Here is a 25,195-nt window from a genome sequence, read left to right as displayed (position 1 = left end):
GTGGCGAGGGAGCTTGCTCCCGCTGGAGTGCGCAGCGCTCCCAAAGATCTTGGGGCCGCTACGCAGCCCAGCGGGAGCAAGCTCCCTCGCCACAGCTCCCTCGCCACAAAAGCGCTTTCTACAAGCCCATCTGCTTGCTGATGATTTCGTTCATCACTTCCCGAGTCCCGCCACCGATGGACAGGATGCGGTTGTCGCGATACAGCCGCTCCACCAGGTTGCCGCGCATGTAGCCCTGGCCGCCGAGGATCTGCACGGCATCAAAGGTCACGCGGTCGGCGGTGTCGGTGGCGAGGTTCTTGGCCATCGAGATCTCCTTGATCACACTCTTGCCCGCGGCCATCTTGGCGGCCTGGCGGTAGGTGAATTCCCGCGAGACCTCCACCGCCGTGGCCATTTCCGCCAGGCGATGCTTGAGCACCTGGAACTTGCCGATGGGTTTGCCGAAGGCCTCGCGCTGGGCCGCCCACTTCAGGCTTTCCTCCAGGGCCATCTGCGCAGTCATATTGGCCATCAGGGCCAGGGCCAGGCGCTCGCTCTGGAAGTTGCCCATGATGCAGGCGAAACCCATGTTCTCGGCGCCGATCAGATTGCCTACGGGTACGCGGCAATCATCGAAGAATAATTCGGCAGTGTCCGACGCCCACCAGCCCATTTTCTTCAGCGGTGTACCGGTGGTGAAACCAGGCGTGCCCTTTTCGATCAACAACAGGCTGATGCCGGCAAAGCCCGGCCCACCGGTACGCACGGCGACGGTGTAGAAGTCGGCACGCTGGCCGCTGGTGATAAAGGTTTTGCTGCCGCTGACACGGTAATGGTCGCCGTCGCGCACAGCACGGGTCTGCAGGCTGGCGACATCGGAGCCGCCACCGGGCTCGGTGACCGCCAGGGCGGCGATCTTCTCGCCGGATAACACCTGCGGCGCCACACGATCGCGCACCTCGGGCCGGGCCCATTTGACGATGGGCGGCAAGCCGATATCCAGCGAGCCCAACCCTGCCACTACTCCGCCGGAGCCGCAGCGCATCAGTTCTTCGCTGGCGGCGACCTTGGCGAACAGGTCACCTTCGTGGCTGCCTCCAAGGGCTTCGGGGTAACCGATGCCCAGGATCCCCGCCGCACCGGCCTTGAGGTACAGCTCCCGGGGGAAGCTTTCCGCTTCCTCCCACTGCTCGATGCCCGGCAACATCTCGCGCTCGACGAAACGACGCACGCTGTCGCGGACCAATTGGTGGCTGGGGTCGAAGTATTCCTGATAGGCAGACATCGGCAAGCTCCACGGGACGGTAGAGCGAACTTACCAAGCGCTTGCTTGGTTATCAAGCAAGAGGAAAGACTCGTGAACGCCACAAAACAAATGTGGGAGCGGGCTTGCTCGCGAATGCGGTGTATCAGTCGCCAGATGCATTGACTGAACCACCGCATTCGCGAGCAAGCCCGCTCCCACATTTTGTTCTGCGGTGTTTGTTACAGGGCGATCGGCTTACGCCCGGCAAACGAATGCGCCAGGGTCCCGCCATCCACCAGTTCCAGCTCGCCACCCAGCGGCACGCCGTGGGCGATGCGCGAGGTAATCAGGCCTTTGTTGGTCAGCAGCTGGGCGATGTAATGGGCCGTCGCTTCGCCTTCCACCGTAGGGTTGGTGGCCAGGATCACCTCGACGAACGTGCCCTGCTCCTCGATTCGCGTCACCAGTTGCGGAATACCAATCGCCTCCGGCCCCAGCCCGTCCAGCGGCGACAGGTGGCCCTTGAGCACAAAGTAGCGCCCGCGGTAACCGGTCTGCTCCACCGCGTAGACATCCATCGGCCCTTCGACCACGCACAGCAGCGTGTCGTCGCGACGCGGGTCGGCGCATTGCGGGCACAGCTCTTCCTCGGTCAGGGTGCGGCACTGGCGGCAGTGGCCAACCCCTTCCATCGCCTGGCTCAGGGCCTGGGCCAGTCGGGAGCCGCCGCTGCGATCACGCTCCAGCAGTTGCAGCGCCATGCGCTGGGCGGTTTTCTGACCCACACCTGGCAAAGTGCGCAGGGCGTCGATCAGTTGACGAATCAGGGGGCTGAAGCTCATGGGGAAAGGTCCGACAAAACAACGAGACGCGGTTTATACCCGCGCCTCGGATTAGCGTCAAATGCTCAATCTTGTGCGACCCGCACCACCAACTTGCCGAAGTTGCGCCCCTCCAGCAAACCGATAAAGGCTTCAGGTGCCTGCTCCAGGCCTTCCACCACGTCCTCGCGGAACTTGATCTTGCCATCCCGCACCCACGGCGCCATGGCACTGAGGAATTCCGGTTGGCGGTCGCCATAGTCGTCGAACACGATAAAGCCCTGGATCCGCACACGCTTGGTCAGCAAGGTACGTTGCAACGCCGGCAGCCGGTCGGGACCGCTGGGCGCTTCGTGGGCGTTATAGCCGGCGATCAGGCCACACAAGGGAATGCGCGCCTTGGCATTCAGCAGCGGCACGACCGCGTCGAATACCTTGCCGCCGACGTTTTCGAAGTAGATATCGATGCCCTTGGGGCAGGCCTGGGCAAGCTCCTCGGCAAAGTTGTCGCTCTTGTGATCGACACAGGCATCAAAGCCCAGCTCGTCCACCACATAGCGGCACTTGTCGGCGCCACCCGCCACACCGACCACCCGCAGCCCCTTGATCTTCGCCACCTGGCCCACCACCGAGCCCACCGCACCGGAAGCGGCCGCCACCACCAGGGTTTCCCCGGACTTGGGCTGGCCGATATCGGTGAGGCCCATATAGGCGGTCATGCCGGGCATACCCAGCACACCCAGGGCCATGGACGGGCTGGCCAGTCCCTTCGGTACCGGGATCAGGTTGCGCCCATCGGAGATGCTGTGGCTCTGCCAGCCGGTGGAACCGACCACCAAGTCACCCACCTCGAACTTCGGATTGCGGGACTGTTCGATGCGGCTGACAGCGCCACCGGTCATCACTTCGTCGATTTCTACCGGTGCGGCGTAGGACGGCGCATCACTCATGCGCCCGCGCATGTAGGGATCCAGGGACAGGTAAAGGGTCTTCAGCAAAACCTGGCCGTCGGCCAGTTCCGGCAGCGCGACGCGCTCCAGGCGAAAGTTTTCCGGCACCGGTGCGCCGTGGGGGCGTGAGACCAGCACAATGCGCTGGTTGAGGGTCAATGCTTCGGACATCAGCGAGGCTCCTTCTATCGGTGATTGAATTCAACGGTATAGGGTGCAGACCCCAACACAGGGTCCAGGGTTCGACAAAACTCTCGCAGTAGCCGTTGTCGAGCGCCAGCGAGACTACGTTAGCCGCACCGCTGCTTTCATGCCAGACGTGGGACCGAGTCGCTGCCGACGCAGCCTCGCTGGCGCTCGACAGCTGCTACGGGTATGGAAAATAGCCGGCCAAAAAAATGCCAGGCGCGGGGCCTGGCATTTTCGGTGCTGCTTGCCGATCAGAACGGCAGCTTCATGCCCGGTGGCAGTTGCATGCCAGCGGTCACGCCGGACATCTTGTCCTGGCTGTTGGCTTCGATCTTGCGCACGGCGTCGTTGACGGCCGCGGCAAACAGCGCCTCGAGCATTTCCAGGTCGTCTTCGCCGACGCCCGGCAATACGCTTGGGTCGATGCTCACGCGCTTGATGTCGTGACGACCGGTCATCACCACGCTGACCATATCGCCACCGGCTTTACCGGTGACTTCGGCGTTGGCCAGTTCTTCCTGCATCTTGGCCATCTTTTCCTGCATCTGCTGCGCCTGCTTCATCAGGCCGGCCATGCCACCTTTCATCATGGGAATCACCTCAAAAGTACGTGGATCAATTATTGGCCCCGGGTTATGACGCTTGGGGTACCGGGGCTTCTACAGGTTCAATAGTATCGTGCCGCACCACCGCGCCAAACTGCTGCATCATCTGCTGGATGAGCGGATCACCGTGGATCGACTCTTCAGCCTCGCGCTGGCGGTTGACCCGGCGACGGGACGCCGCCTGGGCCGGGGTTTCCTGCTCGGGCTTGATCAGCTCGATGCTGATGGTCAGCGTGCGCCCGTGGAACTGGTTTAGGGCATCGTTGAGCCGGCGCTGCTGGGTCGCGTTGAACAGGGCGCTGTGGGCCGGGTCCAGGTGCAGCAGCCAGTGGTCGCCATCAACGGCAATCAGGGTGCAGTTGGCGGCGATGCTGCCGGTCATGCCGGAGATCGGCAGTTTCGGGAACAGCTCCAGCCATTGCAACGCCAGGCCGGTGGCCGGCATCGCGGCAGGTTCGGGTTCAGGCTCCGGGGCAGGCTCGGCGGTGTGTTCGCTGGCCAGGTCGTCCAGGTAGCTGTAGGCCGAATCCATGTCCGGCTCGATGTAATCTTCGTCCAGCGGCGGCTCGTCGTCGAGGTCGGTGCCCGGGGTGGCGGCGTCCACTTGCGCAACGGTCGGCTCCGGCACCGGGGCCGAAACCCACTCGGGGGCGTCCGGCACCACGCTGTCCGGGGTCGGCGCGGGCATGGGTGTCAGTTCAGGCTGCTCGCTGGTGGTTTCCAGCACCGGCTCGACGGCAGGCTGCAGCTCGACCTCGACCTCGACCTCGGCTTCGGCCTCTACCGGGTCGTTCCACGGCAGATCGACTTCAGGCACGGGCGCAGGCTCAACCACCGGCTCCGGCACCACCACAGGCGCCACGGGCTCGGCGACAACCGGGGCGGCGGCCTGTGCAACCGGCGCAGGCGGCGCAACCACTGGCGCGACAACAGCCGGGCCAGCCACTGGTTTGGCGGAATCAACTGTGGCCTGGCTGATCCCCACTGGCTTTAGCGGCTGTCTCGGCGCATCCGCCGTGTCGGCGGGCCTGAAGGCCAGCATCCGCAGCAGGACCATTTCGAAGCCGCCCCGCGGATCGGGTGCCAACGGCAGGTCACGTCGCCCAATCAGGCCCATCTGGTAGTAGAACTGTACGTCTTCGGCCGGTAACGCCTGGGCCAGGGCCAACACGCGGTCGCGGTCGCCGTGGCCGTTGTCGACACCTTCGGGCAGGGCCTGGGCGATGGCGACGCGGTGCAGCACATTGAGGATTTCCGACAGCACGCCATTCCAGTCCGGGCCTTGCTCGGACAGGTGGCGCACGGCTTCGAGCAACGCCTTGGCGTCGCCTTCGATCAGCGCGTGCAGCACGTCGAACACCTGGCCGTGGTCCAGGGTGCCGAGCATCGCCCGCACGTCGGCGGCCAGCACCTTGCCTTCACCGAAGGCGATGGCCTGGTCGGTAAGGCTCATGGCATCACGCATCGAGCCGTCGGCGGCACGCCCCAGCAACCACAGGGCGTCGTCTTCGAACGGTACGTTCTCGACACCCAGCACGTGGGTCAAATGCTCGACCACACGCTCCGGGGTCATGTTTTTCAGGGAGAACTGCAGGCACCGCGACAAAATCGTTGCAGGAAGTTTCTGCGGGTCGGTGGTGGCCAGGATGAATTTGACGTAGGGCGGCGGCTCTTCCAGGGTCTTCAACAAGGCGTTGAAGGAGTGGCTGGACAGCATGTGCACTTCGTCGATCAGGTAGACCTTGAAGCGGCCACGGCTCGGTGCGTACTGCACGTTGTCGAGCAGCTCGCGGGTGTCTTCGACCTTGGTGCGGCTCGCGGCGTCGATCTCGATCAGGTCGACAAAACGCCCTTCGTCGATTTCCCGGCACACCGAGCAGGTACCACACGGCGTCGAGGTGATGCCGGTTTCACAGTTCAGGCACTTGGCAATGATGCGGGCAATGGTGGTCTTGCCCACCCCGCGGGTACCGGTGAACAGGTAGGCGTGGTGCAGCCGTTGGCTGTCCAAGGCATTGATCAGAGCCTTGAGCACATGGGTCTGGCCGACCATTTCGCGGAACGAGCGCGGACGCCATTTACGTGCAAGAACCTGATAACTCATCGAAAACCGTCGCAACTGGGAAGCGGAAGCGGGTAATGCTAGCGGAGCAAGGGGGAAATTGCATCCGGCACGCTCGTCTAATCTGACTAAGCTGGTCTGACCAAGCCTGTAAAAGGCTGAACCCGGAGAATTTATGCGCGCAGTCCTGGGCGCCTTGTGGATGATTGCCACGGTCAGCCTGGCGGCACCCGCACCTCTGCGATTCTCCATTTCCGACAGCTGGACCATGCCCATGGTGCAACTTGACCAGGGCCAGCCGACCCAGGGGATTTTGTATGACCTGATGTTGAGCCTGGCCACCCAGGTCGGCCGTCCTGCGAAATTCCATGTGCTGCCGCGTGCGCGTATCGACACCGCCATGGAGCGCGGGGATGTGGACGTGCGCTGCTACGTGACACCGGCGTGGCTGAACAACCTGTCGGGGGACTACACCTGGAGCATCCCGCTGCTGGTCCAGCGCAATGTGCTGGCCGCCGGGCGCGTGCCATCAACGTCGGTGGCACTGGACAGCCTTGCGCCGCAACACATCGGCACGGTACTCGGCTACAGCTACCCGACCCTGGAGGCGCGCTTCGCCAGCGGCCAGTTCAGCCGCGACGACAGCCGGAGTGAAGAGCAAGTGCTGCAAAAACTGGTGGCCGGACGCTTCAACTATGCAGTGATCAACGAATGGATCCTTGACCGCTTCAATCAGCAATTACCGCCCACACAGCGCCTGCATACGGTGGCCGTGATCGAGGAGCAACGCCTGGGCTGCTATGTGCGCAACGACCCGCAGGTGCCGGGGCAGCAGATCCTGCGCACGTTGCTGCGGATGAAAATGTCCGGGGAGATTGACGAAATCATCCAGCTGTATATCGGGAACAGCGCCCCCGCCCCTTAAGATCACCTGATTGTCCTTGTGGCCAGGGAGCTTGCTGTGGCGAGGGAGCTTGCTCCCGCTGGAGTGCGCAGCGCTCCCAAAGATCTTGGGGCCGCTACGCAGCCCAGCGGGAGCAAGCTCCCTCGCCACAATAAACATCACTCAAGCTTTTGCCACTGCGGCGGCGGTGCAAATCCCTCGACCCAACCCGGCACGTCGTCCGCAGGCATCGGCCGGGCGATGAAATAGCCTTGGGCCACTTCGCAGCCCATGCGCATCAACAGCTGGCCGTGCTCCAGGGTTTCCAGGCCTTCGGCAATCACTTCGCGGCCAAACGCGCGGGCCAGGCCGATCACGGCCTTGGTCAGCGCCAGGTCGTCCTTGTCGTGCAGGATGTCGCGCACGAACGACTTGTCGATCTTGATGGTCTGGGTCGGCAGGCGCTTGAGGTAGCTCAGGGAGGAATAGCCGGTGCCAAAATCATCCAGGGAGAACTGCACGCCCAAGGCCTGGCAGGCCTCCAGGTGCTGGGTGACACGCTGGATATTGTCGATGGCCACCGACTCGGCGATCTCCAGGTCCAGCCGGTGCGGCTCCACCTGCGGGTATTGCGCCAGCAAGTCTTGCAGGCGCTCGACAAAATCCTCGCGCTGGAAGTGCCGCGCCGCGATGTTCACGCTCACCGACCACCAATGCCCATGCACCTGCCAGCGATGCATCTGGCCCAACACCTGGGCGATCACCCATTCGCCGATATCGACAATCAGGTCGGTCTGCTCGATCAGTGGCAGGAAATCCCCCGGCTTCACCAGGCCACGCTCGGGGTGCTGCCAGCGTAACAACGCTTCGAACCCCACCACCGTGCCGCAGCGCAAGTTGACCTTGGGCTGGTAATGCAGGCACAACTGGCCCGCCGCCAGGGCCTGGCGGATCTGCTCCACGGTCTGGTGGCTGGCCTTGACCTCCTGTTCCAGGGATACATCAAACAACTGGTAGCGGTTGCGCCCGCTCTGCTTGGCCACATACATCGCCTGGTCGGCATGGCGCAGCAAGGTGTCGGCGTCCTCGTCATCCAGGGGGAACAGCGTGACGCCGATGCTGGCGAACACATTCAGCTCCGCCCCCTGGATCGAGTACGGCTCGGAAATCGCCTTGAGGATGCGCAGCAAGGCGCCGTTCAGCTCGTCGATATCGCGCACATAACGCAGGATCAGCACAAATTCGTCACCGGCGAGCCGGGCGACCACGTCCTCGCCGCGGATGATCTCCCGCAACCGAGTGGCCACTTCCACCAACAACAGATCCCCACAGGCATGCCCATACCCGTCGTTGACCGCCTTGAAGCCGTCCAGGTCGAGCATGCACAACGCCAACGGGATGTCTTCGCTGCGGGAGAACTCCAGGGACTGGTTAAGCAACTCCGACAGATAGGCGCGGTTCGGCAAGCCGGTCAGCACATCGTGGCCGACCCGCCATTGCAGGGTGTGCAACAGCTGGCGCTTTTCGCTGACATCAAAGCGGATCGACACGTACTTCTGCACGCGCCCGGTCTTCTCATCGAGCAGCGGCACCATGGTGCTGTCCACCCAATACAACGTCCCATCCTTGGCCCGGTTGCAGATTTCCCCACGCCACACCCGGCCTTCGCTGATGGCTTGCCACATGCCCTGGAAGAACCCCGCAGGGTGCAGTCCCGAGCTCAGAATGCGGTGATTTTGCCCCAGCAACTCGTCACGCCCGTAGCCGGACATGCCGCAGAACTGGTCATTGACGTAAGTGATGCAGCCCGCCAGGTCAGTCTCGGAGAAAATGGCGGCTGCATCCACGGCCCTGCGGTATTTCTCGTCCATGAGTCAGGCTCACTGTGGCTAGCGGTTGAACCGCTCGACCAGGGCGCGCAACCCGGAAGAGATGCTTTCGAGTTCCCGGCCACGGGTGACTGCAGCGTTGGCATTGCCCGCTGTCTTTTGCACCGTGGCGGCAACGTTATTGATCTGCTGTGAAACTTCCTCGGCGACGTGGGATTGTTCCTGTGAGGCAGCAGCCATTTGCTGACTCATACCGGTAATACGCTCCACCGCGTGGCGAATACCTTGCAGCGCCTGCTGCGCCTCAAGTACTTGCTGCACGCCCTGCTCGGCCTCGTGAATGCCCAGGCTCGCGATCTCGACCGCCTCATCGGCGCCGGCCCGCAGGTTCTGGATGATGCCCTGGATCTGCTGGGTCGACTCCCGCGTCTTGCCCGCCAGGGCGCGCACCTCGTCGGCCACCACGGCAAAGCCACGGCCCTGCTCGCCGGCGCGGGCCGCTTCAATGGCCGCGTTGAGGGCCAGCAGGTTGGTCTGGTCGGCGATTGCCTGGATCATGCTCGCGGCCACCTGGATTTGCTGGGTCTGCCCGGCCAGGTTGCCCACCGCCTGGTTGATCTGGGTGACGGTGCCGGCCAGCAGCTGGATCGCCTCGCGGGACGTGCCGGCCACCTGGCTGCCCTGCTCGGCGAGGGTGTTGGCGGTGTGAGCTTCGCTGGCGGTTTGCTGCACGTGCACCGCCACTTCGGCGATGGACGCAGCCATCTCGGTCATGGCGGCGGCGGTCATGTCGGTCTCGGCGCGCTGTTCCAGCAACGCCGATTCGGTGGTGCTCGACAACACGCTGGAATGGGCGGCTGCTTCGGCCATCTGGTTGGCCAGGTCGCTGAGGCGCGTCAGGGCGGTTTTAAGTCGCGCCTCTTCGCTGATCAGGATCATTTCGAGCTGCGCGGTCGGCCCCAGCGCGTCGCTGTAGGTCATGGCGCTGATGGGGTCGGAAAAGGTATTGGGCGTGTTCTGCACAATCTGCTTGAGCTGCAGCCCCAAGCGTTGATGCCCCCAGACGCCCAGGCCGAGAAACAAGCCGACAGTCAACGCCTGGGCCCATACACCCGGAACCCATTGGAAGGCGGCGACACTGGCAACGGCAGCCGCCAGTGGCAACGCCATGGCCCGGGACACAGACGCCACACGCCGCACCGGCGAGACCGCCGCACCACCTGCCTGCAACCGCGCGTACAGCGCCTCTGCGCGGCGCACCTGTTCGCGGGTGGGCTTGACCCGAACCGACTCGTAGCCCGTCAGCCGCCCGTCTTCGAGAATCGGCGTCACATAGGCGCTGACCCAATAATAGTTGCCGTTCTTGCAGCGGTTCTTCACCACGCCCATCCAGCTCTGCCCGGCCTTGAGGTAGCTCCACATCAGCTGGAACACGGCGGGCGGCATGTCCGGGTGGCGCACCAGGTTGTGGGTGCTGCCGATCAGCTCGGCCTGGGTAAAGCCGCTCATGGCGGCAAACTCGGCGTTGCAGTAGGTAATATGGCTGTTGACGTCAGTTGCGGAAATTAGCCGTTGCTGCTCCCCAAAAGTCTGTTCAACAGCAGTGACCGGCAAATTGAGACGCACGTTAAAGCTCCATGGACAGCATTCGATCGCCCTCTCGACCACCGGGTAGGCAGGACAGGCGGATTCGTATTTCCAGTCGGGCTGCGCCGTCGATCGGCTGGTTGGCCGCAAAGGTACGCAAACCCACGATTTTGCACAGCAATTCATCATCCATTCAGTGATGATCAACTAGGCTTGAATTCGGGTATCCGGCACGTGAGGCGCAATGAAGCGTGGCACTGACGAGCGACATTTCAGTCCCTGCCAGGCGTCCGTTTTATGGGCACATTTATGAGAGTAAGGAGAGAGCAATGATTTCCTGTTTCATAAACCTGCCTTCTGAAACGAGACCACCAAATACTTGTCCTAGATGCCGATTCTACGAATTACATCACATTTTGCAAGAAAAGGTGATGGTACATGCGGTTGTCTAATTTTAAGATTTATCGTTAAGTTCTTGATTCTAAATGGGAATTGAGCGATGCACATTTCAAGTTTGGGTCCAGCCATCAGACGTTACCGCAAGGTCGCAGGGCTTACTCAGGCTGAACTAGGTGAAAAAACCGGTTTTGACCCTAAAACCATCAGCCGCTTCGAAACCGGCACCTATACACCCAGCGTCGAGGCACTGTTCTTGTTCGCAGAGGCGCTGGGAGTGAAGCTGAAAGTCTTTTTCGCAGACCTGGTCGACGAGGAGGAACAGCGCGCTTATCTGTTCGGTGTCATTCACAAAGCCACCCCGAAGGATCTGGGAAAGCTGATCGCAGCGGTAGACCAGGCCTTGTCCAAGCCTTAGAGCTCGCAACACACGTGCACGCAATAAAAAGAGCAGACAGCCAGATTGACTGTCTGCTCTTTGCTTGATGACTCCTGACATGAACTGACAGGACAGCCCCTTAGACTAGGGACTGAGCCGCGCCATTGCTGCGTCATTCCACGGAGTCATCATGAATAGCATTGCCCATTACTTTTTGTTGTACGTCGACAGCCCGGCCACCAGCGCCAACCTCTACAGCCGACTGCTGGACAAGCCGCCGGTGGAGCTGGGGCCGACCTTTGCGCTGTTCATCCTCGACAACGGGGTGAAACTCGGCCTGTGGTCGCGCCATACCGTGGAGCCTGCGGCCCAAGCCTCGGTTGGCGGTAGCGAGGCGGGTTTCTGCGTCGCTGATATCGCAACGGTCGACGATTTGCACACACGCTGGGTGCAACTCGGGATGAGCATCATCCAGTCACCGGTCGAGGCGGACTTCGGCTACACCTTTGTCGCCCAGGACCCCGACGGTCACCGCCTGCGGGTGTTCACCGTGAACCCGTAACGGCTTGCGGCGCCAGCGCCCTTCGAGGCTGATGGCGCCGACACTGGCCAGCACGATCAGGCCACCCAGCACCACGCGCAGCGAAACCTGCTCGCCCAGCAGCGTGGCGGCCATCACCATCGCCACCGGCGGCATCAGGTACAACGCCACTGACGCGCGGCTGACCTCGACATGCCGCAACACATAGGCCCAGGCCAGGTACGCCAGGGCGCTGGGAAAGGCGCCGAGCAACAACACCGCCCAGTTGGCTTGGGTCGATGATTGCGACACCACCGCCGGCAAACCCGGCAAATACACACACAGCAGCAATGTGCCCGACCACACGGTGTAGCACACAGTGGTCAGCGGGCTGTAGCGCCGGGAATAGTGTTTCTGGATGGTGAAATAAAGGCTCCACGACAGCGCCGCCAGCAGGATCATCAGTCCACGGGGATCAATCTGCCCCAGGCCATGCTCGCCCCAGATCACCACCAGCACCCCGCTCAAGCCCAGCAGCACGCAACCCCAGCGCCAGCCGGTAACTCGCTCCTTCAAGCCGAAAAACGCCACCAGCACCGTAAATAGCGGAACCGACTGCGCCAGCACACTGGAGGCAGCGGCCGTGACAAATTGCTGGCCGAAATTGATCGTCAGGTGATGCAGGAAAATCCCGAAGAAGCCCAGCACCAGCAACCACGGCAGGTCCCGCAGACGTGGCCGCTCGATCCTCATGACCAACGCGACGCCGGCCATCAATACCGAAGCAATCAGGAACCGTCCCAAGGCCAACTGGCCAGGGCTGTAGCTGTGCAAGGCCAGATGCACGCCAATCGGCGAATACGCCCAACAGAGGATGACGCTGGCAGTGACTAGCGTAAGCTTTACAGGTGACGGGGCTTTCATGAACGGCGTCCAGCAGTGGGAATGCCGCCAGTCTTGGCCCCGGCAAGGCGCAGGACAATTAACCGTTTCTGACTTCTGTAATCACTGGAACTGAGCGATGGAACTGGCCCAACTGAAAATGGTGAAAGCCGTGGCACAAACCGGCAGCGTGGCCCAGGCCGCCCTGCAACTGCACTGCGTGCCGTCCAACATCACCACACGCATCAAGCAACTGGAAAGCGAGTTGGGTACCCCGCTGTTCATTCGCGCCGGGCGCGGGTTGGCGATCAGTGCCGCAGGGGAAGTGTTTCTCGACTACTGCGAGCGCATCCTCGCGCTGGTGGAAGAGTCCAAGCGTGCCGTCGACAGCAACGCGATTCCCCGCGGCAAGCTGCGCATCGGCGCAGTGGAATCCAGCGCCAGTGGCCGCCTGCCGCCGCTGCTGGCCGAATACCATCGACGTTATCCACAAGTGGAGCTGGAACTGGTGACCGGTGCCTGGGCGCAGTTACTCGATGACCTGCAACATCACCGCATCGACGCCGCGCTGGTGGCCGCCGGCGGCAAACGCCCGAAGCTCGAACAAAGCGTGGTCTACAGCGAGCGCCTGGTGCTGATTACCAGCGCCTCCAGCGCACCCATCGAGGACGCCCGGGACCTGGCCGGCCGCACGCTGCTGGTGTGGCCGCCCGGCTGCCCGTATCGCGCCGCCCTGGAGAACTGGCTCAAGCCCCACGACATCAAGCCTGCCATCGCGAGTTATGCCAGTTGGGGCACGATCATTGGCTGCGTCAGCGCGGGGATTGGCGTGGCACTGGCGCCGGAAGGCATCCTGGCGCGCTACGAGCAGGCCAACCAATTGACGTCCTACCGCTTCGACGAATTGGCGGCGGTGGATAACCTGCTGTTCTGGCACAAGGACACCCAACGCCATCTGGCGCGGGATGCCTTTGCGGGGCTGTTGCGGGAGACTTTCGGCTAACCGGTTTTCGCCCCGCTGTGCGTGGGTGCAGGGAGCATCTTCAGCCTTTTGCGGGGGCCAGCCTGGCGTACTGGTCCTGGCTGATCCAGCCCTTGGAAGAGCGGCCTTCGCCATTGATGAACTCGACCTGGGCCCAGCCATCCTTGAACGCCAGTACCGCGACCACATCGTCCTTGACCACGTAGGCACGATGGCTGGCCTTGGCGTCCGGGGTCTTCTGCAGGAAGGCCTTGTCGGACGAAACGGTCACCAGGCCAATCCATTTCTTGGCAGCGGTTTGGGTCAGGTCCAGGCCGGTGGCAATTTCCGGCATCAACACGTTGATGCAGCCGGGATGTTCGCGGCCCTTCTCCACGGTCAGCGTCACACCGTCCGAGGAAGCCGCGACGGTACCCGGATAGGCCTCATCCAGCCATGTCGACACCGATGCCTTCGCACCGTCGACCTTGCCCTGCAGGAAGAACGTGCACGAGCGGGTCACGCCCTCGCCCATTTCCTCGGCATAAAACCCCTCCACCTGATGCTCGGGCGTCACAGCCAGCATCAGCCCTTCGTACTTGCCCGAGTGCAGCGTAGCGGCAAACGCCGGCGCACCTGCAGCAACACACACGAAAGAGGCAACCAGCAATCGGGACACGCAACGTTTGAACGGCATTCTATTTTTTCCCTTCAAGTGCTTCGTAGGCTTTTTTGATGCGTTGGTCATAGTCGCCATAATCCTTGCCGTTATAGTTCAGCGCCATGGCGGCGTAATCCTTGTTCTTCATGGCCTTGACCAGGGCCGGGCTCTGGCTGCAAAAACCGAGGAAGGCCTTTAGTTGATGCCCGGCATTAATTTTCATGGCCACCACAAATTCAAACACCGTTTTATAACCGCATGCCGTGAAGTTGGAGCCCATTATCTGAAACATGCCCCAGGAGGCCGACTTCAAGGCCGCTTCCTGATCCAGCGCAAAGGCGGTGGCCATGGTTTCCCAGGCCTTGGTCTGGTCCTTGTTATTGGCCTTCCACTGGGGCCCGGCCTTCTTCACGTAGGGGTACGACAACAGCGGGTGGGTCTGGTCGTATTTACTCTTGGTGTACTTGCGAAAATGGTGCCCTTCAAAGGCGATCACCGGCAACTTGGCCGGGCCGAACCCGGAGCGCCCGCCCGACTCCACCGTGGCGAAGGCCTTGATGATATTGACCGAAATCCCGTTACCCAACTGCGTGGCAGCGTTCTGGAAGTCCGTATCCGTCAGCGTCGTACCGCCGTCGCACGTGGCCTGGAGCATCATCTGCCGGTTGCGCCGCTCAGCCTCGATCATTGCCCGCATGCGGTCCAGATAGTGGTCGACCGTGGCCTGGACCATGTCCGCGCCGGTGTTGCCGAACACATTGAGGAACGTCGGAATACGCAGGGTCGGGTTCGGCTTGACCGGCACCTTCACCGCTTCTTCGATCAGGCTATTGAAGGTGCGACCGGTAGGGTCGATGACACCATCGGGATGCGCGTATTTGAGGTGGCGGAACTGATACTGGCTGATGCACTGCACCAACTGGCCGTCGCATTTGCCATTTTCCGCCAGGGGGAAACCCAACTTGGGAATGATCAAGTTGAATAAATACTGGATGCATTGAACATCGGCGGGCAAGTTGCGGGCTTTGCCCGGCGCACCGACGGAAGCGCTGATGAGAGTGGGCAACCCTTGCAGGCTTTTCATTACTGACATCCTTGTGAGTTGGAGTAGATGAGCCATAAAGCGCCATCACTTTAATATCATCCATGTGCCACCGACATATTTAGAAATATGTCGCTGGCGCAAACTAACAAGGCGAATTTGGCTTGTCCAGCGCAAGGTTTTAAGGATGTGAGCAATCCCTCACTGACGTCGTCCCTAGGAATAATTTTTAAACGGACTGGGCACTTTGCCACTACCTGCGCTACTGTCTGTTTCGCAGGATGCATTGTCGTCCTGACATCTAACAATGACGTCCAGGGACTGACATGAAATCGACCTTTATTGCCTGTGCCATCAGCGGATTGCTCTTCGTCTCGCCAAACACCCACGCAGAAGATTTTGCGGGCTACTTGCTCAAGGCGGTAACGCCAAAAGGTCCGCAATGGCAAACCAAAAACGATGACGAGATGGCATCAGCGTTCGCGAATGCCGGGGTAAAACGATACAAGTGGTCTGCCGACACCGGAAAAGACGAGATCACCCTGTTTGTGTTGCCGGGCCAGAATCAACCGCCAAGCGCGGCCCGTGATTCCGATACCCGGGCCGCCGAGAAGAACTGCAAAACACATATCAGCCAGACTGACATGGGAGATACCAGCACCCCGTATATGGGCTGGTCGGTGATCTGCACACAGGCGAACGGCAACGTCATGACCTTGAGGCATTTTGCCTATCAATTGGGGGGCGACACGTACAAGGTTTCCAGGACCTGGAGAGAAATGCCTTCAGAACAAACCGTTGCACAATGGAGCGCAACGCTCGCCAGCATCGCCGACCACATCAACAGCACTAAGCCGTGACATAGGAGGTGCCCATGCGTTGGCTAATCGTGGTATCGACTGTCCTGCTGCTGTTCGGCTGTGCATCCAAACCGCCTGTGGCGCCGCCGGACCTGTCCCGCCCGTCGATCGCCGAGACAAAGTCGGTGGTGTTTGCAGGGAAAACATACGTCCTGAAATACCAGGCCCGGGGCAACGTTCCGCTCTGGGAGTATTTCCTCGCACCAGAAAGCGTCAACGCCTGGAGCGAACTGGTGGATTTTCGCCTCGCGCCGCCCCAGACCACCGGCAACGAGCCCCGGGATCTTGCCAACCTGACCGCGCAGGCCCACAAACAGGAATACCCCAACCTTCCGGTGGAGATGTTTTCAGACGAGAAAACCGATGCGATCTACGTGCTGCTGTTTTATCCGACCTCCACACGCAAGGACGGCAGCTTCTTTGAGTTCAATATCTTCAAATACTACAAGGACAACGGGACCGGCCAAATCATCAGCTTCCACTTTGCCAAGAACATCCCGTCCGACACGCCTGCCGCACGACAGGAGTTGCCCGGGCACATGGCGAGGTTGCGCGCAGAAGTGATTCCGGCCATGGGAGAGTTCCCGCTGTACCGTCAGTAACCCTGATGAGCGAACAGCAGAAATCGCTTCGCAGATGACGAATGTCAGCGAAGGGCTTCATAAAAGTATTTTTTTGAATCAAGGAGGGTTGCGTTATGGAGGCAACCCCACCAGCCACACCCCGGCACACAATGTTCCCGCTGTGGCTGCTGCCTTCCGGCTCTGACCAGATGGCATGCAAGCATGCTCGGGTATCGTTGAAAGCCATATGGGATAAGGGTGTCAGGCTTTTGAGGTTGTCTCTAATCTTCCGTGCCAACATCCGGTACGGACAGTCAGAAATCGGGGTGTAGCCAGCACTGTCACACACAGCTGTCACACATCGGTGTCACACATATGGCCTACATAATCCGTCGCGGAGCTTTCTACTATCTGAACCTGCGACTGCCTAAGCATCTCTTCCCGAGCTGTCATACATTGCGCTTGAGCTTGAATATCAGCACCCGACAACCGGCAACCTTCCTTGCGTCCTCGCTGGCCCAACGAGTCCATCACTACCTGACAGAGCATCCGACAGCCGACCTTGAGACGCTTCGCTTGCTCTGTTCTCAGTGGCGTGACACTAGCCCTACACCTTCAATTCCTGAGCGCCCAAGCGGCTCCACAGAGCCTCAAAAGCTTCGCAGAAAAAGTGGGCCGACTCTAGCTGAACTCGCGAAGAAGTACATCAAGGAAGGCAAGGCTGGAGGGACATGGCGAGAGGTCAGCACTCACGAAGTTGAGCGCTCATTACGGGACCTGTTCGAGCTAATGGGCGACATGTCCGTTTCCGCGTTCGACGCGCAGCAAGCTCGCCTACTGAAAGATCGCCTAAGCCTTTGCCCTCAGTATTTCGCCCTCCTCCCTCAGTTCAAGGGCAAGACGTTAGCTGAAGTCATTGAAGCAGGCGGCACGTACAAAACCATCACCGCCGTGACCGTGAATAACCGTCTACGCAAGCTCTCGGCATTCATGAATTGGTGCAAGTCGAATGGTTACGTTACCGAGAATCCATTGATGGGACTCAAGGTGATGACGGGATCAGCCAAGGAAGCACGTCTGTCTTTTGAACAACATGACCTAAGAACCCTGCTCAATCTAGAAGCACTCAAGGCTGAAGCCCTCAAACATCCTTGGCGGTACTGGTTGCCGCTCCTCGGAAGGTTCACAGGTGCCAGATTGGAAGAACTCTGTCAGTTACACGTTGCTGACTTCATTAAGTTGCAAGGAGTAGATTGCATACGGATCGACGATGGTCACGAGTCTCAGAAACTCAAGAACAGCAGCAGTCGCCGAACCTTGCCAATCCACCCCACGCTGATTCAGCTCGGGCTGCTCCAATACGTGCAAATTCAGCGTACTCAAAACTCAGATCGTTTATTCCCAGAGCTGGAACCTGTTCGTGGAAAACTAGGGCACGCACCGTCAAAATGGTTTCGTCGTTATCGGACCAAAATGGGTATCAACGACCCCAAGAAAACTTTTCACAGTTTCCGTCACACAATGATCGATGACCTACGGGAGGCAGGAGTACAAGACTCCCTGATCAAGCGTGTCGCTGGTCACGAAGACTCTGCCGTCACCTTCGGTGTTTACGGTAGTCGCACCCCTATTAAAGCAATGGCCGAAGCATTGGGACACCTTTCGCTGCTAGGCAACGTCAACTCGCCTTTGACACTGAAAGATAGTTGAAGAAAACGGTTGACAAATTAGCCCAACCCATTGACAAATAGGAATCATTCGCGTTATAATATATACATATTAGGAGAGAGATTACCAACACCGCATCACCACATCTCATGGTACGTCTGTTAGGTTCTTAGCCGTTTCTCGACAGCAATCTTGGTGCATCCTCTCCCCTCACTCTAGAGCCGCAATCTTTACAGGTTGCGGTTTTTTATTTCCGCACCACAACACTTGATCAAACCCTTTATAACCAACTCTCAATGGAGGTGTCACCATGCCTGTCGTAAAACTCTGCCTGTCATGCAACAAGTCCTTAGCTGGTTACCGTAAACACGCTCAAACCTGTGGTTCCACCTGTCGTGGAAAAATCTGGCGTTCTAAACAGGAAATTACAGTACCAGTCAAATTAGCATTTAGTGTCCAGAACTTTGAATTGATCAGGAAAGCTGCTGAAGCGTCTGGCAAGTCAATTAACCAATATGTGCGTGACCGCTTTGTTCAAAGTGAGTACTCACTTTGATTATCAAGTTGAATCAAGAGTCTGTGAAACAGCTTGAGGCACTGATGAGGCGTACCGGGTATACCAACCCAACACATTGCGTAAACGTAATGATATCCAGCGTTGCGAACAACCTTCGACGTTCGGATGAAAGGAAGAAGCAGCTACAATCATCTAAATATTAATCCAAAAATACTTTCAATCTACACAGTAGAGGATAAGCGTATCGCATAAAGGAATAGAAAATGAATCCCTACATCGTACTGCACCGTGGTTCAAACCTGATTATCAACGTTACGAATCAAACTGAGAACCCAGCGGACACCGCAACGCACAGATACATTCCCGCCAATGACAAGTCGCTTCAACACCTGCTCTCAATGTCACGCCGTCAAAATTCCACACTCATTGACGTCGGTGACTTGATGTCACGATCTGGCTACATTGCAGACCAAGTTGGCAATGGTAGAACTGGTAAAGTTGAACCAGTAACCACTCGCTACGTTAATGAACGTGAATTAACTGTACCAACTGACCGTGAGTCAACTATTCGGAATTGGGTAGAAAGCAACCCAAGCGCCGACCATCACGACCTGTCGGAAGTATTCTTTACCGGTACATTGGTAGCCAAGACTTACATAAGTCGATACCGATAGAAGCTCCTGTGACGCGATTACAGGGGGGATGATATGTACCCCGGTTACCCTATGTCATGTCGTTTTGGCGCCTCTGTAAGTCACGTAAATCAAGGGTTGGATATGCCAAGCCAGGCGTATGTCAGCCTATTTTCAATTCAAACAAAACCGTAAGGATTAACAATAATGAACACACCACTGCTTGAACGGCACCTTGCCATGCTGCAAATGAAGCATTACTTATCGTTGCAGCAATCTGCAATTGCTACTGGTGACCACAATGAACACCGCCGTTTAGCTGCAATGCTTGATAAACTTGTTAGTGAATATGGTGTTCAAGCCTTGCGTCAAGCTCAGGAAGAACTGTGATGAGTACCACCCCGGATTCCTTTAGTCGTGGACTAATAAGGGCATTCGAAAGGCAGCGTGCAAAAGGAACGACACGGCAACAAGTCACACAAATTGTACAGAAGGCCGACGACAGTAATGATGCGATCATCATGAATGATTCAAAAACCAGTGATGTATTCAGCGCCATTACTAAGCTTAGCGATGAACAATACAGAACCGCCATCATCGAAGCGGCGGTAAATCATATTAGACAGAAAAAGGAAAAAGCAAAATGACTACTAAAATCACCATACAGGGTGCCGCGCCTAAGTTTGACGAGAAAGTTTTGAAGGGGCTGCAAGCAGCACGACATATTGTTTATGAACAGACTGATGAATCCACTGCGTTCGTACGGGGGGAAATACCAGTTCAATTCTTGACCAGCATGATTGATCATCATGATAAGGGTTACACGCTAAATCTGAAGTATCCGGTCTCTTTTGGTTCGGGCAGCTATTGGTGTCGTATGGATAAGCCTGACTCTATTAAAATTGGCGAATGCCAAGCGCTTGATGCTCAAGTGAAGCTTGAGTACATCGCTTGGCTTGAAAGCGAACATGGTCGGTATAAGAAATTGCTTACGGAGCAATTGCTTCAAGCAGCTGAGGCTAAAGAAAAACAAAAAGAAGAACTCAAGCGGGCCAAACTACTTGAGTCGATCAGGGAGGAGGTTAATGACGCCTACGGCGAAGCACTGGTCATTCCCTGAATAATCCAATGACAGACGCTACAAGCGATACCTGTCAGAAGCTCCCATAAGGCTTTACAGAGCGTTCCCGATGCAACCCTACCCAATGTGGCCCCGACAGCTAACCATGCTGTGCGGGGCTTTTACATCAATCAGCTTTTACCACTTTTTGGCAGTTGACAACTTTTCTAAATTTTTTTTGGTCTAAGGAACCATTTGACTCGTCCGAGTTGTGAGGACTAACATCCGCCCGATTCAAATAACCACACCAAAACCAACTGGCAATACCTGAGGTAACGCCTATGGCTTGAACTTGAATAAGGAGAAATGTAAATGAAACAAGAACAACAGCATTGGAATGCACAGTGCCGCTGTAAGGAATGCACAGGACGAGGGCTCGGCTGGATCAAACATGTAAAGCCTAAGAAAGCTCGCTCAAGCAACCAAGACATGGCGACTCGAACACACAATGTATCTGGAATCGTAGTTGACCCAGTTACAGGCGAAGTGATGGGAAGCTATATAACCCAAGTCTACGATTCAGCTCCATACGATTACCCACTACCAACCTTGGTCGGTAGGACATCGACACAACTCCCGCGCTATGAACTGGACCCGGAGCCACGGCCCGATGTCGCTCATATTGTTGAAGAATCCTTGCTTTTCGGGGTGATCGACCTTGACGCAGAGCGTAGTAAACGTGGGCCAAAACCAAAGACGATGTACAACCCACTCGCCGCTCTATTAGAGGTGGCTCACGCTGAACAACGTGGATGGGTTGACGATTATGTCTTCGGCTCGACAGCGACAGCAGGTCTTATCAGTAACGGCAAATTGAACGTGAGCCCATCATACGTACTACATGCTTGCCTACTGGATGAGATCAGCGTCGACGTGGTTAAGAAGGCTATCCGCCTTGATGGGCTACGCACAATGAGCGACACCCAAGCACGGAGAGTTTGTCAGTGTGCCCGTCTCGCCATTGGCGGAATGGAAATGTACCTTGAACGCAACCCGACTGTACGCCAGCAGCTCCAATACGAAGTGGACTTTGCTAACTCCTACCATGACGAACAAGAGTGTGATGGTATAAAGATGGCCGCTGACCACCCTGCATGTGGTAAGCCTTGAGGAGTTTTCGTGTTGGATTGAGCAGAATTTAATACGCTCGGATAAGAGAGAAGCGAAGCGAAGCGAACGACTGACAAAGCGAAGCTTTGAATAGTACATTCTGTGGTTGTAACCACAGTGGAGCACTGAAGGGTAGGTCGGAAAGAGAGGGAGGACAAACCTCCCTAGTAAAATATATCGACTCTATCGTAGTTACGATAGAAGTAAATTCTGAGTAGACTCAGAAGACAGGTCGAAAGCGGGAGGGGTTTATCACCCTTTTCTCCCTAAAAGCATTCACTCCTTCGTCGCTCACTGCTGACATGTTTCGTATTGGACAGTTAAAACTCTATAAGCTATTTCTGATTGTCAATCAGAAATGTTAGCAATCTCTGTGTGTACACACAGAAAGAGACTTGGTGAGCATCCATGAAGGTGAGCAACTGCAAACAAGCTCTGCACATTCACTTCACACAGTGCTGACGAAGAATCCAACAACGTCTTGACACTTGATAGTTATCAGGAGCGGTATCAGGTTGCAATCATTCTCTTTCAGTTCCAAATAAAAGACTAGCATGGTCGCAAACACTGATTTTTACAAGTAGCCCGCCATACTCAATCAAGCACACCTATGGTTTCTCCTTAATTACATTTCTAACGCTAGTAATTCGATTGAAATTAGCAAGAAACCACCTCATTTTTCGTCAGAACGATGACAGACGTATGTCCTACCGTAAAATCAAATTACATACCCTGCTCTTTCATACATTTTTTCCGCTGATTTTCTGCAAACTCTTGAGCAACAAAATCAGCACGTTCAGGACTGACAAGTTCTATCGCATAAGCTTCGCTGATCAACTTGTACTGAGTCATACGACTGTTAACGTTAGTCATATTGCGATCCACCATTTCTTTTAATTTGTATTTTGGTGTGGAAAACTGACGAAGCTCCATAGTGCTATAAGCTTGGTAGCGCATCGTATCACACAGTGCTGCCACCGCTTCAGCCTCAGATTGAGAGCTCTGAGCTTGATTGATATACAGACACAGAACGCACAGCACTCCACCTGCGAAGATTCTCTTTTTCACCACCTCACAGTTTCCAGCGTTAATGGCCTTACGAGCTTTTCTGGCCAGATCGCGACAATCCATTCTTAGATCTTCCTTCCAAATGTATCAGTTGGTGTGTCATCACTTGGTGTGTTCACGATTAGAGCACAGACGCCCATCATTCGGAAATGCAGACCAACCAAAATCTCAGAAAGACCTTCGGGCAACGTGTTCGTGAGCTACGCAGCAGTCAGGGCTTCAGCCAAGAAGCGTTTGCTGATAGGTGCGGCTTTGTACGAACGTACATGTCGCGAATCGAGACAGGCACAGCGAACCCCAGCCTTGAGGCCGCCAAAGTGCTTGCGGACGGTCTGGGTCTATCGCTTTCAGACCTTTTACAAGGGCTCTGAGCCTCTACACACAGCGTTCACGGATGACAGACATGCAAGACAACATAGCTACGGCAGACGTACTAACCCTTCTATGGGAAGGGCAACTGGCCTGCGCGGCAGCCATTGAAGAATTGGCATTGTGGGCGAGAACGACAGGTTCTCCTGAGACCCATGAAAAAGCACTCAACGCACTCGAAACTCTAGATGCGAACGCATCATCCATTACCGCTGGTATTCTCATGCTTCGGGAATAGAAAATAGTCAAACAACAAATATTACAAACCTAGAACGACCATTCTAGATTTGTTATAATTGCTCTCAGACGGAATTCAGAGGGCGCGAACATGACCAACACCCCTACCAACAAAATCGACGTAGTGAGCTACTGTCGTGTATCCAGTCAAGGACAAGGAGAAAGTGGGCTGGGTCTTGAAGCTCAACGCGAGTACATCAGTCGTGCAGCCCTACAGAACGGCTGGAACATCATCGGTGAATTTGTAGATGTCGTGTCGGGTAAGTTGGCAATCGAAGAGCGTCCAGAAGGTGCCAAGGCTTTATCCCTGTGCAAACAGGCGAAGGCAAAGCTGGTAGTTGCCAAGTTGGACCGGTTGTCCCGTTCCGTTCACCACATCGCCCGTCTGTTGGATGAGACGACAGATTTCAAAGTGGCAACCATGCCACAGGCCGACAAATTCCAACTTCACTTGTTCGCCGCACTCGCTGAGCAGGAGCGGTCCTTCATTGCCAGTCGCACAAAAGAAGCTCTCGCAGCCCTACAGGTTCGTGCTGATTATGGTGACGTACAGTCTATTGAAAAGATTGCACGCCGTGCTGCGGCACTGGAAAAAGGTCGTACCGCTATTAACCGGGCGAAGGCCAGCAAGGCCATTCAGAATCGTGTGAGTTCGTGGCAAGAATCAGTGCGTGACCCGATAGACCTCTGTATCCACAAAGGCGGTCGCACGCTGCAACAGGTCGCTGATTGCCTAAATGGAAAGGGCATCACCACAAGCCGGGGCAGTAAGTGGTCATCTATACAAGTGAAGCGAGTAATGCAGAACCTGATGCTCACACTCCCTTCGAGACAAGATGCTCTGTAGCATTCTACTAGGCCGATCAAGTGGCAGCTCGTCAAGGCTTTGACCCAGTACAAGCAATTCTGTATTTACTCTTGATCACAATCATTCAAAATCGCCAAGACAAGCTCACAGTAGCTATCACGACCATTCATCCGTGCCAATTTCATCGGATTTGGCAAATCTATAGGTGTACGCCCCCGCCAGAATCCAAGATCGTCAAACCCATCAGACCAACATCCATACCGGATTCCCATCGATGTCATCACGCGATTGGACGACGATAGCAAACTTTGTTTCAGGGGAATGTGGGCGCCTTGCTATCATAGATGTTCGACTGATGAGGTGCGGTATGGGTGACACGGATTCGCCAGATTTCAACAAGGCTAGGGGTTTTCTAATTGGTTATTCCGTTGCGGTGACGTTACTTTGGTTTTTCGGTGCAGACCTCAGCCATTTTAAGCTGATGGGTAATGAAATATCTCTACGACAAAACATCCAGCACGTCTGGATTGTTATCGCCGCGATTAACATCTATCTCTGGTTTAGATTTTTTCAGCGATTACCAAAAAGCGGATTGCGGTTTGATGAAAATATGCATAATACATTGGATAACGCTCTGATTAGCGTATGCCGCACCATACATAAAGGTCGAGCGTTCAAGCGAATTGCTGCTGAAGCAGCTGAAGAGGGCGACGGTAAGCTGATCAGTATTCGAATGAGCGGCACGCTTTCCTATCGAGATGACTTAAAAGAATTGGGTGGAAGAGAGTTTGGTCCTACCGGACCATGGGATTATTCATACCCTCACCGCGCCAAAGTGTGGTTCAGCTTGACAAAAGTTTATGAGAGAGGCCGCGAGCGTGTCACCTCCCACGGTGGCCAAGGCTATGAAGCTATTCCGAGCAAGATGATGTATATGGCGGTTGTTACATATGTATTTTTTAAAGGTGCTATTGGACTTTCTTGGTTTACCGACAATATTTGGCCACTCGTACTTGGCTGCTTCAGCATCGGTGCAGCTCTACACAACTGGTGGCAAATAAATCATGCTGCTCACATATTATTTAAAAACGCCTTTAATCAGACGCTCATTTTCTTATGATTTCGTGACGGATTGGCAAGTCTATTTATTACTCAAGACCGGAAAAAAAATAGCGGCGTCCATATTGCATCTTCAGATGCACTTCAGCCTTTAACTCGTGACCCAGAGAAGCTCCATAGCACTCCAAT

The 25,195-nt window shown here is 56.7% G+C and carries 29 protein-coding genes; 17 read left to right on the top strand and 12 right to left on the bottom strand.

The window, feature by feature from the left end:
- Positions 1–118: 118 nt before the first annotated feature.
- The 5 genes from HX815_RS18935 to dnaX form a co-directional block, all read right to left on the bottom strand.
- Entirely contained in the window at positions 119–1,267 is a 1,149-nt protein-coding gene (locus tag HX815_RS18935; RefSeq protein WP_003219047.1) for an acyl-CoA dehydrogenase family protein, read from the bottom strand.
- 200 nt (positions 1,268–1,467) lie between these two features.
- Entirely contained in the window at positions 1,468–2,070 is a 603-nt protein-coding gene (gene recR / locus HX815_RS18930) for a recombination mediator RecR (RefSeq protein WP_003219049.1), read from the bottom strand.
- Positions 2,071–2,135: 65 nt separating this feature from the next.
- On the bottom strand, positions 2,136–3,170 hold the full coding sequence (locus HX815_RS18925; RefSeq protein ID WP_003219050.1) for an NADP-dependent oxidoreductase: 1,035 nt from the start codon (positions 3,168–3,170) through the stop codon (positions 2,136–2,138).
- Between the two features lie 269 nt (positions 3,171–3,439).
- Entirely contained in the window at positions 3,440–3,778 is a 339-nt protein-coding gene (locus HX815_RS18920) for a YbaB/EbfC family nucleoid-associated protein (RefSeq protein ID WP_003193199.1), read from the bottom strand.
- Positions 3,779–3,821: 43 nt separating this feature from the next.
- Entirely contained in the window at positions 3,822–5,897 is a 2,076-nt protein-coding gene (gene dnaX, locus HX815_RS18915; protein WP_177028710.1) for a DNA polymerase III subunit gamma/tau, read from the bottom strand.
- A gap of 133 nt (positions 5,898–6,030) precedes the next feature.
- Here dnaX and HX815_RS18910 point away from each other — a divergent pair, with 133 nt between their 5' ends.
- Positions 6,031–6,780 carry an ABC transporter substrate-binding protein gene (locus tag HX815_RS18910; RefSeq protein ID WP_087694838.1) on the top strand — a complete coding sequence of 250 codons (750 nt, stop codon included), beginning with the start codon at positions 6,031–6,033 and terminating at the stop codon, positions 6,778–6,780.
- Positions 6,781–6,917: 137 nt separating this feature from the next.
- Here HX815_RS18910 and HX815_RS18905 read toward each other — a convergent pair whose 3' ends face one another.
- From HX815_RS18905 to HX815_RS18895, 3 genes are read right to left on the bottom strand one after another with little or no spacing between them, the layout of a single operon-like run.
- Positions 6,918–8,609 (bottom strand): bifunctional diguanylate cyclase/phosphodiesterase, encoded by a 1,692-nt coding sequence (locus tag HX815_RS18905; RefSeq protein WP_003219057.1) that lies wholly within the window; start codon positions 8,607–8,609, stop codon positions 6,918–6,920.
- 18 nt (positions 8,610–8,627) lie between these two features.
- Positions 8,628–10,193 (bottom strand): PAS domain-containing methyl-accepting chemotaxis protein, encoded by a 1,566-nt coding sequence (locus tag HX815_RS18900; protein WP_003219059.1) that lies wholly within the window; start codon positions 10,191–10,193, stop codon positions 8,628–8,630.
- 1 nt (position 10,194) lies between these two features.
- The gene (locus HX815_RS18895) at positions 10,195–10,347 is read right to left on the bottom strand and encodes a hypothetical protein (RefSeq protein ID WP_157222851.1); all 153 of its coding nucleotides are present in this window, start codon (positions 10,345–10,347) and stop codon (positions 10,195–10,197) included.
- Between the two features lie 306 nt (positions 10,348–10,653).
- On the opposite strand from HX815_RS18895, the gene HX815_RS18890 reads away from it, so the two are divergent.
- Positions 10,654–10,968, top strand: coding sequence for a helix-turn-helix domain-containing protein (locus HX815_RS18890; protein WP_003219061.1), 315 nt, complete (start codon positions 10,654–10,656; stop codon positions 10,966–10,968).
- Positions 10,969–11,119: 151 nt separating this feature from the next.
- Positions 11,120–11,491 (top strand): VOC family protein, encoded by a 372-nt coding sequence (locus HX815_RS18885; protein WP_003219063.1) that lies wholly within the window; start codon positions 11,120–11,122, stop codon positions 11,489–11,491.
- Here the strand turns inward: HX815_RS18885 and HX815_RS18880 are convergent.
- The gene (locus HX815_RS18880) at positions 11,405–12,373 is read right to left on the bottom strand and encodes a DMT family transporter (RefSeq protein ID WP_177028709.1); all 969 of its coding nucleotides are present in this window, start codon (positions 12,371–12,373) and stop codon (positions 11,405–11,407) included. The genes HX815_RS18885 and HX815_RS18880 overlap by 87 nt on opposite strands.
- A 97-nt stretch (positions 12,374–12,470) precedes the next feature.
- Between HX815_RS18880 and HX815_RS18875 the strand changes: the two genes are divergently transcribed.
- Positions 12,471–13,334 (top strand): LysR family transcriptional regulator, encoded by an 864-nt coding sequence (locus tag HX815_RS18875; RefSeq protein ID WP_003219067.1) that lies wholly within the window; start codon positions 12,471–12,473, stop codon positions 13,332–13,334.
- A gap of 40 nt (positions 13,335–13,374) precedes the next feature.
- Here HX815_RS18875 and HX815_RS18870 read toward each other — a convergent pair whose 3' ends face one another.
- On the bottom strand, positions 13,375–13,989 hold the full coding sequence (locus tag HX815_RS18870) for a hypothetical protein (protein WP_177028708.1): 615 nt from the start codon (positions 13,987–13,989) through the stop codon (positions 13,375–13,377).
- A gap of 1 nt (position 13,990) precedes the next feature.
- On the bottom strand, positions 13,991–15,037 hold the full coding sequence (locus HX815_RS18865; RefSeq protein WP_087694832.1) for an N-acetylmuramidase family protein: 1,047 nt from the start codon (positions 15,035–15,037) through the stop codon (positions 13,991–13,993).
- Between the two features lie 284 nt (positions 15,038–15,321).
- On the opposite strand from HX815_RS18865, the gene HX815_RS18860 reads away from it, so the two are divergent.
- From HX815_RS18860 to HX815_RS18820, 9 genes are all read left to right on the top strand, one after another.
- Positions 15,322–15,855: a hypothetical protein gene (locus tag HX815_RS18860; protein ID WP_003219072.1), complete on the top strand. Its 534-nt coding sequence runs from the start codon at positions 15,322–15,324 to the stop codon at positions 15,853–15,855.
- Between the two features lie 14 nt (positions 15,856–15,869).
- Positions 15,870–16,457 (top strand): hypothetical protein, encoded by a 588-nt coding sequence (locus tag HX815_RS18855; protein ID WP_087694831.1) that lies wholly within the window; start codon positions 15,870–15,872, stop codon positions 16,455–16,457.
- Between the two features lie 336 nt (positions 16,458–16,793).
- Entirely contained in the window at positions 16,794–18,128 is a 1,335-nt protein-coding gene (locus HX815_RS18850; RefSeq protein ID WP_177028707.1) for a site-specific integrase, read from the top strand.
- Positions 18,129–18,396: 268 nt separating this feature from the next.
- A complete protein-coding gene (locus HX815_RS18845; RefSeq protein ID WP_177028706.1) occupies positions 18,397–18,642 on the top strand; it encodes a hypothetical protein in 246 nt (81 codons plus the stop codon).
- Positions 18,643–18,866: 224 nt separating this feature from the next.
- Entirely contained in the window at positions 18,867–19,277 is a 411-nt protein-coding gene (locus tag HX815_RS18840) for a hypothetical protein (RefSeq protein ID WP_177028705.1), read from the top strand.
- Between the two features lie 165 nt (positions 19,278–19,442).
- Positions 19,443–19,625 (top strand): hypothetical protein, encoded by a 183-nt coding sequence (locus HX815_RS18835; RefSeq protein ID WP_177028704.1) that lies wholly within the window; start codon positions 19,443–19,445, stop codon positions 19,623–19,625.
- The gene (locus tag HX815_RS18830) at positions 19,625–19,882 is read left to right on the top strand and encodes a hypothetical protein (RefSeq protein WP_177028703.1); all 258 of its coding nucleotides are present in this window, start codon (positions 19,625–19,627) and stop codon (positions 19,880–19,882) included. The genes HX815_RS18835 and HX815_RS18830 overlap by 1 nt, the downstream gene beginning before the upstream one ends.
- Positions 19,879–20,355, top strand: a complete 477-nt coding sequence (locus tag HX815_RS18825; protein WP_177028702.1) for a hypothetical protein — start codon at positions 19,879–19,881, stop codon at positions 20,353–20,355. Before HX815_RS18830 ends, HX815_RS18825 begins: the two co-directional genes overlap by 4 nt.
- A gap of 312 nt (positions 20,356–20,667) precedes the next feature.
- A complete protein-coding gene (locus HX815_RS18820; protein ID WP_177028701.1) occupies positions 20,668–21,465 on the top strand; it encodes a hypothetical protein in 798 nt (265 codons plus the stop codon).
- A 723-nt stretch (positions 21,466–22,188) separates the two neighbouring features.
- On the opposite strand, the gene HX815_RS18815 is transcribed toward HX815_RS18820, so the two are convergent.
- Positions 22,189–22,596, bottom strand: a complete 408-nt coding sequence (locus tag HX815_RS18815; RefSeq protein WP_177028700.1) for a hypothetical protein — start codon at positions 22,594–22,596, stop codon at positions 22,189–22,191.
- An 86-nt stretch (positions 22,597–22,682) separates the two neighbouring features.
- Here HX815_RS18815 and HX815_RS18810 point away from each other — a divergent pair, with 86 nt between their 5' ends.
- From HX815_RS18810 to HX815_RS18795, 4 genes are all read left to right on the top strand, one after another.
- Positions 22,683–22,904, top strand: a complete 222-nt coding sequence (locus HX815_RS18810; protein ID WP_177028699.1) for a helix-turn-helix domain-containing protein — start codon at positions 22,683–22,685, stop codon at positions 22,902–22,904.
- A gap of 32 nt (positions 22,905–22,936) precedes the next feature.
- Positions 22,937–23,140, top strand: coding sequence for a hypothetical protein (locus HX815_RS18805; protein ID WP_256351165.1), 204 nt, complete (start codon positions 22,937–22,939; stop codon positions 23,138–23,140).
- A 90-nt stretch (positions 23,141–23,230) separates the two neighbouring features.
- The gene (locus HX815_RS18800; RefSeq protein WP_218168978.1) at positions 23,231–23,986 is read left to right on the top strand and encodes a recombinase family protein; all 756 of its coding nucleotides are present in this window, start codon (positions 23,231–23,233) and stop codon (positions 23,984–23,986) included.
- A 328-nt stretch (positions 23,987–24,314) separates the two neighbouring features.
- Positions 24,315–25,067, top strand: a complete 753-nt coding sequence (locus HX815_RS18795; RefSeq protein ID WP_177028697.1) for a hypothetical protein — start codon at positions 24,315–24,317, stop codon at positions 25,065–25,067.
- The last annotated feature ends 128 nt before the right edge of the window (positions 25,068–25,195 follow it).

It is taken from the genome of Pseudomonas sp. E6002, assembly GCF_013385565.1.
Classification (GTDB): Bacteria; Pseudomonadota; Gammaproteobacteria; order Pseudomonadales; family Pseudomonadaceae; genus Aquipseudomonas.
This window is presented reverse-complemented; position numbering and strand designations above follow the sequence as displayed.